The sequence below is a fragment of the Rhizobium sp. CNPSo 3670 genome (assembly GCF_057784555.1).
The window spans coordinates 102,712-117,411 of sequence record NZ_JBXSOL010000012.1 but is presented as its reverse complement, the minus strand read 5'-3'; the positions used below and the strand labels follow the sequence as shown (position 1 = coordinate 117,411).

Sequence of the window (14,700 nt, the reverse complement as noted above, 5' to 3'; positions counted from 1 at the left end):
TATTCACCTGTGAAATTATGACGAGCGGCCGGAACGCTTTGCCCCGGCCTTTTTCTCAGGGCACTATGAGGCCCGCGGTATCGATATTTCCAGTGAGAAGGCCATCGTCGCGCATGGCCTTGTCGAAATAGTCGAGCGACGCCTTCGTCGGTACCGTCCTGCATTCCGGCAGTTCGATCTTGTTCAGGACCTCGATCGGCAGGTGGGTGTATTTCGACAGTATCTCGCGCGTTTTACCGGGGTTTTCCGTTACGAACTCGGCAGCTTTGGCCAAACTTGCGCGGAATGACTTGATCGCATCGGGGTTGGCGGTCGCCCATTCCCGGGTCGCGGCAAATGTGGTGTACGGCAAGTTCTCAGGAAGATCTGCCATGTAGTGAAACGCTATTTTACCATTCGACTGGTTGACTGCCCGGCTGAGCGAAGGTTCGCCAGCTATGATCGCGTCGATAGTCCCACCCTTCAGGACGTCTGCCGTGTTAGGGATCGGCACTTCGATAAATGTAACTTTGTCTTCGGGTACATTTTTTTGCTTTAGCCATTCTTTGAAAAGAATATCGATTGTTCCGTTCGTGCCGGGGGCGCCCACCTTTTTCCCGATAAGATCTTCAGGTTTCGTTATTTCGACGCCGCTCCGCACCGCAAGACCCATGTTCTTGGCTGTGCGAGCCGACGTAACGCCGCAGGTTGCGACGACGACTAAATCGACGCCGCTATCGACCGCCTGCAGCAGGACCGTTGTCGAAACTGCGGCTATCTGGTGCGAGCCCGAGACGAGGCCAGCGACCATCGCCTGAGGGGATGTGGCTGGAAGGATATCAAGCTTGAGGCCGTTCTTTTCAAACACGCCCTGATCCTGGGCAACAAAGACGGCTTCGACCTCTGCGATCGGCGGGGCGCCGAATGTGATGTTTGTCTCGGCCCACGACGGGGCGATGCTGGCGGTGAAGGCGCCGGCGACCAAAATTGCGTGTTTGAACATAAAAACCTCCTCTATGCGGGGCTCCTCAACCCATCCCGACTATTCCAAGGTAAGCGCTCGGCATCAATAGACAGAACAGCAGTTCAGCTATAACCTGCAGAGCATATCGGCAGCGTTGGAGCCAATCCGTGAACCTTCGAAAGTGGGAATATTTCCTAAAGGCCGCCGAGTTCGGTAACCTGTCACGCGTGGCGGAAAAGCTCGACATCTCGCAGCCGGCCCTGAGCCGACAGATCGTGGCTCTGGAACAGGAGATTGGCGCCTCTCTGTTCCATCGCACCGGACGGGGGCTTGCGCTGACCCCGGCGGGCGAAGTGTTCCGCGCCAAAGCCGAGGCCATCCTGGAAGAGATTTCGAGGGTACCCGAGGAGGTCATGTTTGCCGCTAACACGCCCTCGGGTCGTCTTGCCTTTGGAGCCCCACCGTTCATGGGCCATATCCTCACAGGTGAACTGGTCGCGAACTATGTAGAGAGCTTCCCGCATGTGAGACTTCGGGTTCGTGGCGCCCATTCATTTCACCTGCGAGAGGCCATCTACTTTCGCGAGATCGATGTCGGTATCCTTGCGGCTCCCTTGACAGAGCCGGATCTGCATACCGAGCCGCTAATTCGCGAGCCGTTGTACCTGGTCGGGCCGACCGGCAGTGGTCTTTCACCTAATAAACCAGTCGGCCTTGAAGCGGTTGCGGATCGGCCGCTGATCTTGACCCCGCGGCCGGACGGACTGCGAATACTTATCGACACGGAGCTCGCACAGATCGGGCGTCGCGCTAGGGTCGCGCTTGAGACAGAATACGCGCCCGTCGCCGACCTTATTCGTCTCAATGTTGGTTATACGGTCCTCCCGTTCTGCGCATTGATCAACTCCCCTTTGAGTCAGTTTTGCTATGCGCCGATCGAAGGACTTCAGATTTCGTGGCTGATTGCACTGCTCGAAAATGCCGAACAAACCCTCGCAGCCAAGCAATTCATCAAGATCCTTTTCAAAGTGACGCAGGAAAGTATCCGCTCAGGTAATTGGAAAGCCGAATTCACGGACCGGCCGACGAATGCATGACGCCTGTTCAGTGCTGACCGATGCTTAGGAGGTGGGCCAATCGTGCTGAGACGGCCAGCATCGCGCCATGTCCCGCGACGGGATGGAAGATGGCATTCCAAGCTGTAAGTACGACAGCATTTCGCTGCACTTGGCGCTTTCCTGCGTTAGGCTGCCCACGCGGCGTTCAAATCGAGCGAGCTTATCGATCGACACATCGTCTGATCGATTGACAAATGACGTGCTTCACGGCTTCGCATGTCGCGCGAACGCTGGCACAAAAACGGTCGCCGCCGGCAGAATAGTTTTCCACCAGTCTCCAAGATGGAATTTCTTTTCTCTATAAATTCGCTAGACAAACTATAGATATTCATTACTGCCCGCTCACCGACCCGGTGGGTGAGCTAAATTCATATTTGTCTCCAGGAGTCTTTATGTCGGCAAACTCTTTGCATCCCGAAACCCTCGCCCTTCATGCTGGATGGAGAGCTGACCCAACCACCGGCGCTGTTGCCGTTCCGATCTACCAGACCACGTCCTTCCAATTCCGTGATGCGGAGCATGCCTCCAACCTGTTCGCCCTGAAGGAACTCGGAAATATCTACAGCCGCATCGGCAACCCCACCGTTGATGTCCTCGAAAAGCGTGTTGCTGCGATCGAAGGAGGCGTTGCGGCGCTCGCTCTGGCGTCGGGTCAGGCGGCCTCGGCCTTTGCTTTGCAAAATCTTGCGAAAGCAGGCGACAATGTGGTCAGTTCGACAGATCTCTACGGTGGAACCTGGAACCTCTTTGCCAACACGCTGAAAGACCAAGGCATCGAGGTTCGGTTTGTCGATCCCGGCGATCCGGAAAATTTTCGTCGCGCGACGGACGACCGTACGCGCGCCTACTATGCAGAAACCCTTCCAAATCCGAAGCTCACGGTCTTCCCGATTGCTGAGGTAGCATCGATTGGGCGTGAATATGGCATTCCGCTCATCGTCGACAATACTGCGGCCCCATTACTAGCGCGGCCCTTCGATCATGGGGCTGCCGTTGTCGTTTACTCGACGACCAAATATCTCGGGGGGCACGGAACATCGATCGGTGGTCTCATCATCGACGGTGGCAACTTTGACTGGGCGGCGAAACCGGATCGTCAACCTGCTCTCAATACCCCCGACAAAAGCTATCATGGAGCAATCTGGACGGAGGCCGTCAAGCCACTCGGTCCGATCGCTTACATAATCAAAGCCCGTGTGACGCTGCTGCGTGATCTTGGCGCGGCGATTTCGCCGTTCAACGCATTCCAGATCATCCAGGGCGTTGAAACGCTTGCTCTGCGTATCCAGCGGCATTCCCAGAATGCCGAAGCCGTCGCTGACTTCCTTTCCACGCGGCCAGACGTGTCGAATGTCATCTATCCGTCATTGCAGAAGGGTGTTTCCCGTGAGCGGGCTGAAAAATATCTGACTGGTGGTTATGGCGGCCTCGTCGGATTCGAGCTCAAGGGAGGTAGAGAAGCTGGCCGTGCCTTCATAGACAACCTCAAACTTCTCTACCACGTCGCCAATATCGGCGACGCTCGCAGCCTCGCCATCCATCCGGCGACGACGACGCACTCTCAGTTGTCCCCGGAAGAGCAGCAGGCAAGCGGTGTGTCCGAAGGCTATGTCCGACTGTCGATCGGGCTAGAGCATGTCACGGACATTCGGAGCGACATCGAGCAGAGCTTGAATGCCGTCTCCGGCGGCTAAGGCGAGATCAAGTCGATTGATAACAACAGTCGTTGCTCATTGGTATTGAAGGATAGTGAAATGGTATTCAAGTTCAGGGACGTTTTTAACAAGACCCAGGCGGCCTTACGCGCTGCGCCCGATAAGGCTCTCGCCGCTTTCAGCACTCATTCCCGACAAGGTGATGGCGTCAACAGCAGTGTTAGCGCACGACAATTCACGATTGCTGTCGATGAACCGCTCAGCCTCGGAGGCACTGACAAGGCGCCCAATCCAGTTGAGTATGTGCTGGCCGCTCTCGGCTCCTGCCAGGAAATAACTTACCGTCTCTATGCGGACGCTTTGGGAATCCCGATCAAGAGCGTGTCTGTGAAGCTAGAAGGGAAGATCGACTTGCGTGGACTGTTCGGGGTGGACAGTTCAGCACGCCCCGGCTTTCAGAGCATCGTCGGCACCGTGATCATAGATAGCTCTGCTCCGGAGGAGGACCTTGCTCGACTAAAGCAGGTCGTTGATCAACATTGCCCCGTACTCGACATTCTCAAGGAGCCAACTCCGATTACACTCGATCTCCGCCAGGAAGCGCTGCCTCCGGTGGCTTTGATGGCTTAGATAAGCCCATTGCGGCCAATTTTTGCGAACGCAGATCGGACTGGATCCTTCTTCTCAATGTGGAATTGGTCTGGGGCTATCTGTCCGATCCGCCGCCAACTAGGCGCACCCCCCTGAGCACAATGCCGATCCTTTCATCTCTGATCGAATGCCGTTTGGGCGATTTTTATTGCCGGTTGGTTCTCAATTGCCCATTGTCCTAGTGCTTCAACTGGCTTTCGCAAAGAATGTCCAAGTGACGTCAGTTCATAGTCGACCCGCGGAGGGATTGTCGGGAATATCGTCCGACTTACCAAGCCATCACGCTCCAGCCCGCGTAGTGTAATGGTGAGCATATGCTGAGAGATTCCCGCGACTCCTCTCTTGAGCTCGTTGAATCGGCGTGGGCCATTGCGCAGCATCATGACAACCTGGACGCTCCATTTGTCACCAATCCGCGCTAGCACTTCGCTGATCCCAGCGCATGCTCCCGGTTGCTCCCGAACCATCTCATCAGTCAGGTTAGGCTGACCAAGTAAGGAAATTTTGCCTTCTTGCGCGTCCATTGCAGTCATCTATTTTGCCTCAGTCACGTTTTTGTACCACCCCCTAGGAGTTATGTCATGTCTCAAATTCCAAATTACCCTGCTTCCAGCCGTGGCGCCAACATCGTTGCCTGGATTCTGCAGGTCCTTCTAGCCGTTGCCTTCTTGGCTGCCGCCAGCGCTAAGCTTGCCGGTGTCCCGATGATGGTAGAAATCTTTGACCAAATCGGTCTTGGGCAAGGATTTCGTTATGTTACAGCACTTGTCGAGATTGCCGGGGCCGTAGCGCTGCTCGCTCCTCGCACAACCGCTTTCGGCGGCCTATGGCTATCGGCCACGATGATCGGCGCCACGCTGGCGCACTTGCTCAGATTGCAAACCTCACCACTCCCTGCGGTCGTACTGCTCGTACTATGTCTCATCGTGACCGCCTTGCGCCGCGAGCAGATTATCGCGCTTGTTTCCAAGCCTCGTAACGCGTAGCGCGAGGCACTAGCTTGCCGGCGACCAGCTGAGAAAAGTCGGGGCTATTCTCGACTGGTCGGACGGCGAAGGTTAATCGAACGGCCGCAGGTCGACACGTCACTTCATATCGCTATCTGCTCGCAGTTCGCCGATCTCCGACAAAATGCGGCACCTCGGCTTAGATACGAGGCCGACAATTATTCAAAGCACGAGCCTAGCCTTCCCAGCGACGGATATTGTAACGACGAGGTGGCGCGCGAAACTTAAGCACATCGCGCGCCGGACAGGCCATAGGGCCGCCCGCTTCCACTTGCGGTTTCGAGTGGAGTAGATCCTGTAGCTAGTGTTCGCTCACCCGCATTGCTTGAATTTCATCAGCCGATGTTTGGAACGTCCGTGCCGATGCCGCTATTCCGCGCGGGCCCCTCACCGTTATCCCGGCAACAAGCAACCTCATATGTTCAAAGGTAGGGGTGAGGACTGCTGCTTATCGGAATTGACCCGGCGCGGCAGCGGCTTAATTATTGCTTCTAACTTCGCCCATGGGGTCGCGAGGGCCATCGCTGTCAAGTGGCAAAGGCCGCTGCCCAGTTCGGCGGGTGCGGTCTCAAAACGGTTCGCGATGGCCGATGATATTGAAAAACCGTGGGACGCAGGTTCAAACGCCCTTACGGAATTTGCCGACGTAGGTCATTCCCGGAAAATCGACGGTAGCGTCTCGTCTCGATCGCCGTGCGCTAGTCCAAAGTGGACAATAGGCCGTTAGGTTCGATTCTTACTGTCCGTTCCAACATCGACCGAGTCCCCTTGTTGGGTAGCCATATCAATCAGGTTGTGCGAGCCAGTACCGGCCTCGGATCGGTACGACGCACATAGTGCCTCTAGATGATTTAAGGCACTGGCCAAAACTTGAAGTTCCGATTGCAGCGATCGAACGACGTCGAATTGTCCGGAGTCTTTCGAATGCGCAGTTGAACTTTGCAAATCCGACGAATCTCGATTTTGATGAGGAAATAGGATGAGCTTTTGCACGGTTACGCTTTTGCCGATATGATTCTGAGTTGCAGATTGTGCCCGGCAAGCATTCTTCGCAATGGCAATCGAAAGCAAAAAAACATCAACGCAAATTTCGTCGCGCAATTCGGTGCAGGCTTGCATATTTCGGTACATTAAAATGCCTGAAGTTTTCAGCAGATCCAATTTGGCCCGCGTTTATATCCGGTCGCCCAGCGTAGTTTGTGCATCCGTTAGACGGATACGGTACTAGAAGCAGCACCGCAGGTGGCGTGGATCCTCCGCGCTGTCTGCGCCCACAGGCTTGGCGGTATCGCCTTGTCCCGGCTTGTCGGCGCCGTGATGAAAATGCGAGGCAACTTGCTTCACTACCCGACCCAGCGCATCCGCGCATCGGGATTCAGCAGATACTGAAGGCAAGTGCATGATTGGCATCCCTTCGCCGCCGGCGTCGGCGTACGACTGGAATCACTACGAGAGTCATCGAAAGCCTGCGTTTCCTGCGAGAAGTTCGGACTTCGGAACCGGCTTGCTATAGAAAAATCCTTGTGCCACAGCGCATCCGCTTTCAGCCAAGAATTTTTCCTGATCGACCGTCTCCACGCCCTCGGCGACCACATTTTGCCCAAGGCAGCGCGCAATCGAGAGAATTGCCTTCACAAGTTCTCTGCTTCGTTTGTCGGATCTATTGATGAATGACCGGTCAATCTTGAGGGTATCAATGGGAAACTGAGCCAAATAGCTCAGAGATGAATAGCCGGTGCCGAAATCATCGATTGCTATGGAAATTCCGCTCGCATGTAATTGAGAGAGTGTCGTCGAAACGCCCTCGCAGTTGTGGAGCAGCAGACTTTCAGTTATTTCAACCTCGATCCACTCAGCACGACAACCGGTTTCCTGCAATACGTCCGCGACCGTTTGCGACAAATTCGGACATTGAAACTGCTTAGGAGACAAATTTATTGCGACCTTGTGCGGGGGCAATCCATCTGCATTCATGACGGCAGCCGTGCGACACGCCTCCCGCAATACCCATCGTCCGAGATCGATGATCAATCCGGTTTCCTCGGCGACACCTATGAATTCGCCGGGAGGGATCATTCCCATCTTCGGATGATGCCATCGAAGTAGAGCTTCTGAGCCAATCACCTTTGCGTTTTCCAGTAGCACCTTTGGCTGATAATGGAGCTCAAGCTGCCCGCGTTTCATAGCCAGGCGCAGGTCTGATTCTAGAGCCAGGCGCTTTTCAGCCCCAACCGTTAGATCCCGTGAGTAGAAGCGGAAGTTGCTGCGCCCCGAACGTTTCGCAAAATACATTGCGGAATCCGCGTATTTCACTAGATCGTCGGGGGCGTCGCCGTCATCTGGAAATACCGATATCCCGATGCTGCAGGATATGAAGATCTCCCTTTCGCAGAGCATGAAACGTTCGCCGAATGCGGCGAGCATTCTGCTGGCGATTTGAGCCAAACCGTCATTGTCATGAACAGTCGGGAGCAAGACTGCAAACTCATCGCCACCGAGTCTGGCCACGGTATCGCTAGCACGGACGCATTCTTTCATGCGGGCGGCCACCTGCCGCAGCAACTCGTCGCCGACGGGGTGTCCCATAGTGTCATTGACCGCCTTGAAATGGTCCATGTCGATCAGCATCACCCCGGCTCGCTTGCCGGCCAGCGCCGCGTCCCCGATCATTTCGCGTAACCGTTCATTGAAAAGTGTCCGGTTAGGCAGGCCGGTGAGAGAATCATAGAATGCCATCTGACGTATTTTCTTACGAGACGCGTCCAGTTCGGTGATATCGCGTGCCACACCGAGAATCCCGGTCACCTGCCCCCCGGCGGCGAATACTGGAACCTTGCGAGTTTCCAGAAGCATCGATTGACCGTCCTCCTTCGTGACCCACTCCTCATTTATAAGAACACGACCGGCGCGCATTGCCTCCTGATCCTTGTCGCGAAAAAACTGGGCGAGTTCGGGAGTAAACAGATCATAATCCGTTTTCCCAACGATTTCCGCTTCTGCCCTGCCGAGCAGTCCTTCGAAGGCATGATTGCACAACAGATATTTGCCTGTTGCGTCTTTCAGCCATACCATGTCTGGAATGGTTTGCAGTACGCTCAGCAGGCGAGTCTGAGCTTCAATGATTGTGTCCTCAGCCTGCTTTCGCTCTGTAATGTCGCGAGATAACACAAGAAAAGTAACGGTGGAGGGATCGCTGCTTGGTCGCTTTGCCACCGACAGTTCAAACCAATGCGATTCGCCGTTTGGAAGGAGGATACGGATACATCGACCGTAGGCGGCTCCGGTTTCATCGGCTTCTTGAAGAGCCAGCATAGCGATGTCCGCCTGATCTGTAGGGAGCACGTCGCGGACAAGTTTGCCGAGTAACACTTCCTTCTGCTGCGCCAGAAGCTCCTCGTTCCTTGTCCAGACCTGCAGGTAACGACCGTCGGCATCTACCTCGAACAGAATGTCTGGAATCGCGGCGATGATTCCCTCTGCGAACTCAAGGGCCTCTTTGAGATCTTGTTCCGCACGTTTTCGCTCTGTGATGTCCAACATCGCACCGACCAAGCCGACCATGTTGCCCGCTATATCAGTGATCGCTGTTTTGCTGAGTAAGAGATCACGTACGCCGCCATCTTCGGTCGTGGCCTTTGCTTCGTATTGCTGAACGCCGCCATTTGCAAAAAGCGCTTCGTCCAACGCGGTATAAGTCTCGGCTATGGGAGCGGGTACCAAATCAAAAACAGTTTTTCCGATAATCTCTCCCCTTGAGCGGCCGGAGAAGCTTTCGAACGCCCTGTTGCAACCGAGGTGTATTCCATCCCTGTTCTTGAAGAAGACGGGTAACGGGATCGCGTCGAGTACGACGGCGCTGGACATCTCTTCAGCGTTAAATGTCATGTCGACGTTTGGCGCAGGATGCCGGGAATCTGCTCGAAAAGACTTCTCCAACAGTTGCCTCAGACTCGCGACATCCGCGTAGTGACCGTGCGATGAACCGACAGTGGAGGCCTCTGGAAATGGCGGTACCTTGCCCGTGGCAAGCGGAGGACTGGCATTGACCGCGTTGCGTAAGACGCCACGCCCCTCGTTGGTTTGAGCATTAGTCGCCATGTGCGCTTCCACAGACTTTTCGGGGCGGGATGTGCGTTCCGATTGACGTGTGTGTTTCATGTGCCTGTCCTGCTCTGTCGCGTGGCGTGATCAATCATGCGTCAAGCCAGCATTTTGTTAGGACCGCACAAGTCATTTGGCGGGGTACCATGCCGCTACCCCACCGGGATATCGCTCTCATTCAGAATCATCAAAGATGTGTATTTGCGCAATCTCGCGACCACCTGCAGCACACCACCCACACTCGGGAACTGCTGGGGTTTCTACAGTCCAGACTGTGGTCGGCGACGCCCATATGATTAGAAGGCTTGCCAATCATCGTTCGAAGGCGCGAGTGCCAAGTTACCACGGCGCATCGAATTTCCGCGGTTGACCATGGTCCGGTCGGCCGGAAAACTCTCTCCAGGTTCGCCCGTAACCTTCCGTGGCTTGAAATCCCCGCTCTCGTCTTTGAAGTGGAAATGTCTCAACAGCGCGGCTAGGCTTTGGCTCTCTTGGGCGAGATTTGCTCCTGCAGAATTCATCTCCGCGACCATATTCGCATTTTCTTGAGTGGCGTGGTCCATATGATTGACCGCGCCGTTGATCTCGCGCAGGCCCGACGATTGTTCTTGGGAGGCCGTTGCGATTGCGTCCATATGAAGATTAACATCCTGCACAAGCTGTTCAATCGTTCTCAGGCCCGATCCGGTTTCGCTCACGAGCCTTACGCCCTCGTCAACGGCCAGAGCTGAATTGCCGATGAGATCCTTGATTTCTTTCGCCGCTGTCGCTGAGCGTTGTGCAAGCTCCCTGACTTCTTGGGCAACAACCGCAAAGCCTTTTCCCGCGTCGCCAGCGCGCGCTGCTTCGACGCCGGCGTTCAGCGCCAGGAGGTTCGTTTGGAAGGCGATCGCGTCGATGACGCTGATAATCTGTGCAATCTGCTTAGAGGAATTTTCAATGCGATTCATGGCTCCGATGGCGTTGCGTACAACCCGGCCGGACATTTCCGCATGATCTCGCATTTGTTGGACGGCTCCGCGCGCCTCAGCCGTCCTTTTTGTGGTCGATGCAACATTGGCGGTTATTTCCTCCAACGCCGCTGCGGTTTCCTCAAGCGAAGCCGCCTGCTGCTCCGTGCGTCTTGAAAGATTTTCAGATGCGACCGAGACGCCCGAGCTGCCATTCGTGACCGTTTCGACTGAATTGCCGACGGTAAGAAGCGCGTGCCGGAGCTGACGGATGGAAGCGTTGAAGTCATCGCGCAAACTTTCAAATTGTGGCGCTAACGGCTCCTCAATTTCACAGATCAAGTCCCCATCCGCCATCCGCCTCAACCCGGTTGCCAATGCCGTCGTCGCTCGGACGAGGCGCTCTTCGGCTTCTTTTTCAGCCCCTACCTGAATGTCCAGCTTCTCTTGGTCAGACCGCATGCGCTCAGCTTCCGCGGATGTCTCGAGGTGATTTTTTTGTATGGCCGCGCCGCGGAAAAACTCAAGGCAACGTGCCATATCCCCGATCTCGTCACGTCGGATCGTCAAGGGCACCGGCGCCGATGTATCGCCTTCTGCGAGTGCCTTCATTCGGCTTGTCAGCGTCCGAATATAGCTTGAAATTCTCCGAACGACCGAAATGCACAGAACGAGTACCGTAGACATGATCAGAAGCGTGGCGCCGGAATAGCCGATAAAGGCATTGCGAAGATCGGCGTACCGTTGAAATGCGATCGCGTCCAACTTGTCGCCAGTGCGCATTATGAGTTCGGTCAGCAAAGCAGCCCGCTGTTGAGTCGTTTCATTCCATCGATCCAACGTCTCGGGTGGAAAGGAAACGCCCGGCTGGTTCGCATACATCTGATCGCGAACGCCCGCTATGAACTTGCCTGCAGCGCTGGCCTCGAAGTCATCATAAGATTTGACGAGATCGGCAGGGAGAAATTCGTGCATCGTAGGGGCATAAAGCTGCTTTAGACTTTTGGATTGCAAGAGCGACGAAAAGAGATCGACGGCCATCACAGAATCTTTGATGTAGGCTCGGCCGGGCCTGATCTCCAGCAAACCAGCTTCTTTGATCTGCATCAGCGCGTGAAAACCATTAATTTGACGTGCCAACTCCAAATCATTGACAGTCGCCCCAGTGCGACGGACGAGCTCCAAACCCGCAACGGCAGCTGGGCGCAAGGCGACGGCTCCTTCCGTTTCGCCAGCCGCTCCGTCATCGACGCGGCGGCGGAAGCTATCGAGATTGTTCCGCCTTTCACGAATGATTTGCACCGCCCGCTCTATGGCCGGATCGTCAAATACCTTCTTCCAGGCGTCGTAAGCGGAAAAGATCGCTGTGAAAGCCCCGTCTGATACGGCTCGCTTTGCCCTACGGTCGTCAGCGCCCGCAAATGCTTCGGCCGCTATAGCTTGGGCGAGAAATCCGCCTTCCCGCCCAAGTTGCTGCGTTGTTTGTGCGCGTCGGAACGTAGAGTATTGGTGATAATATCCTAGTGACGTTGATAGTCCCATGAGAAGGAAAGCCGTCAACGGGATAATTGCCAAAATCATTAAAAGTAGAGATAGCGGCAGTCGCGACATATGCACCTCAGGGACTATAAACTACAACGGCTTCCAAACGATTACGCGGTCCAGAGCATTGAGACATGGACTGCTATCCGTGAGATGAGCGCGGCATACTTACTACAGGATTAACCCCTGTACTGGTTTGGAACTCCGTTGCGCAAATCGGAACATGGTTGCGCTCAGGGGATCATTTGCAAGACAGATTTTGGCCGAAGTAGCCGGTTTTGCTGGAGCGCTGCTGTTGCTATGAAGTCGTGTAGATGGTCGAGCGCTCCGGCCGATCTTGAATCAGTCGGCGCTGTTCGCTCCGGAGACACGCAAAGTTTCCGAGGGAAGTACCCCATATCGCCTGCGATACTCAGCAGAAAACCGGCCTCTATGTACGAAGCCCCATTTCAGAGCGACCTGCATGACCGATAGGCCGGGTTCGCCGGTCATCAGTTCCTGATGCACTGATTCCAGCCGCAGGCGCTGCAGAAAAGCCAGAGGCGTCGTATTTCGAAAGTTGCGGAAGCCGTTCTGAAGGGTGCGTGGGCTTACGCCACAAGCCGTTGCGATTTCCTCAAGCGATAGTGGCCGAGCGATATTGGCACGCATATAGTCGACCGCCCGCTTAACGGCCTTCGGCAAGGGTGGTTCTGCAATCCGGCATAACTCAGGTGAGTAGCGATGCTGCGCAGCTTCGATTAAAAGCTCCATGATCGTTTCGGTGAGGTGATTCAGCGCCAGCGGCGATTGAATGAGGGTTCCGTCCCGTAATCCAGCATACAGCACAGGCACCAGTTGCACCAAGAGGGAGCCGAACCCGACCGACAAGTCGATTTCTGGCGAAAAATCGAGACTGCCTTTAATTGTAGCATTGAGCCGATGTCCCAAGCGACGCGTCAGCTCATCATGGGCGATCCTAAGGCCGAGGTGTTTCCTTGGTCCAATGAATCGGGCCGCGCTTGCGCACATACTATTTACAAAAACGCCCTGCATCCCCTCTGACGGGATCTGTCTACCGTTCACGGTAACGACCGATAGCCCATGCAGTGGGAGCATGATTATGTTTGCCTCCGTCGGTGCCCGGTGCTGGACTGTCACGTCGCCCTCATAGTGCGCAGCGATAACTGCGATCGGGCCGTTGGTGATCGCATGTATATCGTAAGCGAAAGTCGTATCGCCTTCGACATCCGCTTGAGATTGCGCCGAAAGTTGCGAAAGCGCCGCCGCGAGTTCCTCGATGCGAGTGCCTTTGAGCGAGAAATGGTCAATCTTAGCGCGGGACACTCTCAGCCCTCCACATCATCACTTCCCTCCCGAGACGATAGTCACAGCATGAGGCTCGTCTATCACACGATCGGGGGACACGGCGTGGCTTGTCGAGGCAAGTCCTCGCAGTGAAATTCGAGGCAGTCGAATTCCCCCTACGGCAATAGCGCCAATGAAGCACGACCGGCTTCGAGCTCCTGAACCGAATAGGTGACGGCCGGCTGCGCACGGCCAAGCTTGCGCAGCCGCCGAAAATCCCCACCGCCGGCGATGGCCTGGAAATCGATAAGCTTGGTCTTGGCGGAAACGTGAACTCATCCCAGAACCATAGGAGGCCTTGGCAACACGGCGATATGATTGACCATTCGTGGTCCGTCAGTCCGCAGCGATGGTTATCATGTCTTTCGGCCGCCGGGTGAGCGGTCCTGCTTTGATAGGCAGTTTCGGGGCCTGAATCCCGCGTTGTTCACTTGACCTCGGCAAGCGTTCCTTTGCGACGGGAGGCGCTTCCATCGGGCAGGAAGATATTTGTATAGGCGACGCCGTTTTTGAAATCGTCGACGTGAACAACATGTTGACCCGCACGGCGTGACCAATAGATCATATAGACATCGTTGCCGATCGGCGTCACTGTGATGTCGACTGCCGCCGTGTTCTTACCATCCGGAGAAGTGAACACCATCTGCTTGGCGGATTTAAAGTCGAGACGGAACTTCTGATCGCCGAAGTCGACGTTGTAAGACTTCCCAGTTGCGACGAACTCGGCATCGCTGGCGATGGTGACGGCATGCGGACCAGCATCCTGTGCCAACGCCGCGCCCCCCGACAAGATGATGGCGAGGGAGATATTGATAAGGATCTTTCCGATCATATTCTTTCCTTTCGAATTGATTGTGAGAATAGTGAGAGAGCTAAGCTTTCAGCTGCGAGACAAGCCCGAACAAGTCGGCTGCACCCCAGTGTTCTGTGAACAGACCGTCCTTCACCTTCATGATGTCGGTCGAATTGAAGGTGACTTTCTTGCCGGTCGCCGACACGCCGAGGTAATCGCCTTCATGGGTTCCGGTCCAGATGAGGTTGGCAGCGATCCTGTCACCGTCGAAGAGGGACACATCGCTCTCCACCTTCAGATCGGGAAACGCCTCGATCCGTTTGCGGAAATACGCGACTGCAGCATCAGGGCCGCTCGGCACCGAAGGCGTGTTCGTTACCAACGCTTGATGTTGGATGTAACCGGTATCTACATATAGCGCCCGAAATGCCGGCAAGTCATGAGCCGACAATGTGTCCAGGAACGCTTGAAGCAGTTGTCGCGGAGAACGGCTGCCAGTCGGCGCCGCCCAGGCGGGCACCGCCGCCATGCCTGAGAGAACCAAGGGCGCCGCCAGAGCAGATCGCCGCGAAATCATCCGAGCCACAACCGCC

General features: G+C 55.4%; 12 protein-coding genes. 4 read left to right on the top strand and 8 right to left on the bottom strand.

Features of this window, described 5'->3' with window-relative positions:
* Positions 1–55: 55 nt before the first annotated feature.
* Positions 56–982 carry an ABC transporter substrate-binding protein gene (locus AC13QO_RS14855; RefSeq protein ID WP_488541029.1) on the bottom strand — a complete coding sequence of 309 codons (927 nt, stop codon included), beginning with the start codon at positions 980–982 and terminating at the stop codon, positions 56–58.
* 128 nt (positions 983–1,110) lie between these two features.
* On the opposite strand from AC13QO_RS14855, the gene AC13QO_RS14850 reads away from it, so the two are divergent.
* The 3 genes from AC13QO_RS14850 to AC13QO_RS14840 all read left to right on the top strand — a co-directional run bounded on the left by AC13QO_RS14850 (position 1,111) and on the right by AC13QO_RS14840 (position 4,346).
* Complete coding sequence (locus AC13QO_RS14850) at positions 1,111–2,040, top strand: LysR family transcriptional regulator (RefSeq protein WP_488541028.1); 930 nt, start codon at positions 1,111–1,113, stop codon at positions 2,038–2,040.
* 413 nt (positions 2,041–2,453) lie between these two features.
* Positions 2,454–3,755 (top strand): O-acetylhomoserine aminocarboxypropyltransferase/cysteine synthase family protein, encoded by a 1,302-nt coding sequence (locus AC13QO_RS14845; protein ID WP_488541109.1) that lies wholly within the window; start codon positions 2,454–2,456, stop codon positions 3,753–3,755.
* Between the two features lie 60 nt (positions 3,756–3,815).
* Complete coding sequence (locus AC13QO_RS14840) at positions 3,816–4,346, top strand: OsmC family protein (RefSeq protein ID WP_488541027.1); 531 nt, start codon at positions 3,816–3,818, stop codon at positions 4,344–4,346.
* 134 nt (positions 4,347–4,480) lie between these two features.
* On the opposite strand, the gene AC13QO_RS14835 is transcribed toward AC13QO_RS14840, so the two are convergent.
* Positions 4,481–4,834 (bottom strand): winged helix-turn-helix transcriptional regulator, encoded by a 354-nt coding sequence (locus AC13QO_RS14835; RefSeq protein ID WP_488541108.1) that lies wholly within the window; start codon positions 4,832–4,834, stop codon positions 4,481–4,483.
* 114 nt (positions 4,835–4,948) lie between these two features.
* Between AC13QO_RS14835 and AC13QO_RS14830 the strand changes: the two genes are divergently transcribed.
* On the top strand, positions 4,949–5,353 hold the full coding sequence (locus tag AC13QO_RS14830) for a DoxX family protein (RefSeq protein ID WP_488541026.1): 405 nt from the start codon (positions 4,949–4,951) through the stop codon (positions 5,351–5,353).
* 744 nt (positions 5,354–6,097) lie between these two features.
* Here the strand turns inward: AC13QO_RS14830 and AC13QO_RS14825 are convergent.
* From AC13QO_RS14825 to AC13QO_RS14800, 6 genes are all read right to left on the bottom strand, one after another.
* Positions 6,098–6,535, bottom strand: a complete 438-nt coding sequence (locus tag AC13QO_RS14825; RefSeq protein ID WP_488541025.1) for a hypothetical protein — start codon at positions 6,533–6,535, stop codon at positions 6,098–6,100.
* Between the two features lie 294 nt (positions 6,536–6,829).
* Positions 6,830–9,532 carry a sensor domain-containing protein gene (locus tag AC13QO_RS14820; RefSeq protein WP_488541024.1) on the bottom strand — a complete coding sequence of 901 codons (2,703 nt, stop codon included), beginning with the start codon at positions 9,530–9,532 and terminating at the stop codon, positions 6,830–6,832.
* 239 nt (positions 9,533–9,771) lie between these two features.
* Positions 9,772–12,036, bottom strand: coding sequence for a methyl-accepting chemotaxis protein (locus tag AC13QO_RS14815; protein ID WP_488541023.1), 2,265 nt, complete (start codon positions 12,034–12,036; stop codon positions 9,772–9,774).
* Between the two features lie 273 nt (positions 12,037–12,309).
* Entirely contained in the window at positions 12,310–13,293 is a 984-nt protein-coding gene (locus AC13QO_RS14810) for a helix-turn-helix transcriptional regulator (RefSeq protein ID WP_488541022.1), read from the bottom strand.
* A gap of 448 nt (positions 13,294–13,741) precedes the next feature.
* Positions 13,742–14,146, bottom strand: coding sequence for a MoaF-related domain-containing protein (locus AC13QO_RS14805; RefSeq protein WP_488541021.1), 405 nt, complete (start codon positions 14,144–14,146; stop codon positions 13,742–13,744).
* Positions 14,147–14,186: 40 nt separating this feature from the next.
* The gene (locus AC13QO_RS14800; RefSeq protein WP_488541107.1) at positions 14,187–14,684 is read right to left on the bottom strand and encodes an ester cyclase; all 498 of its coding nucleotides are present in this window, start codon (positions 14,682–14,684) and stop codon (positions 14,187–14,189) included.
* Between the last annotated feature and the right edge of the window lie 16 nt (positions 14,685–14,700).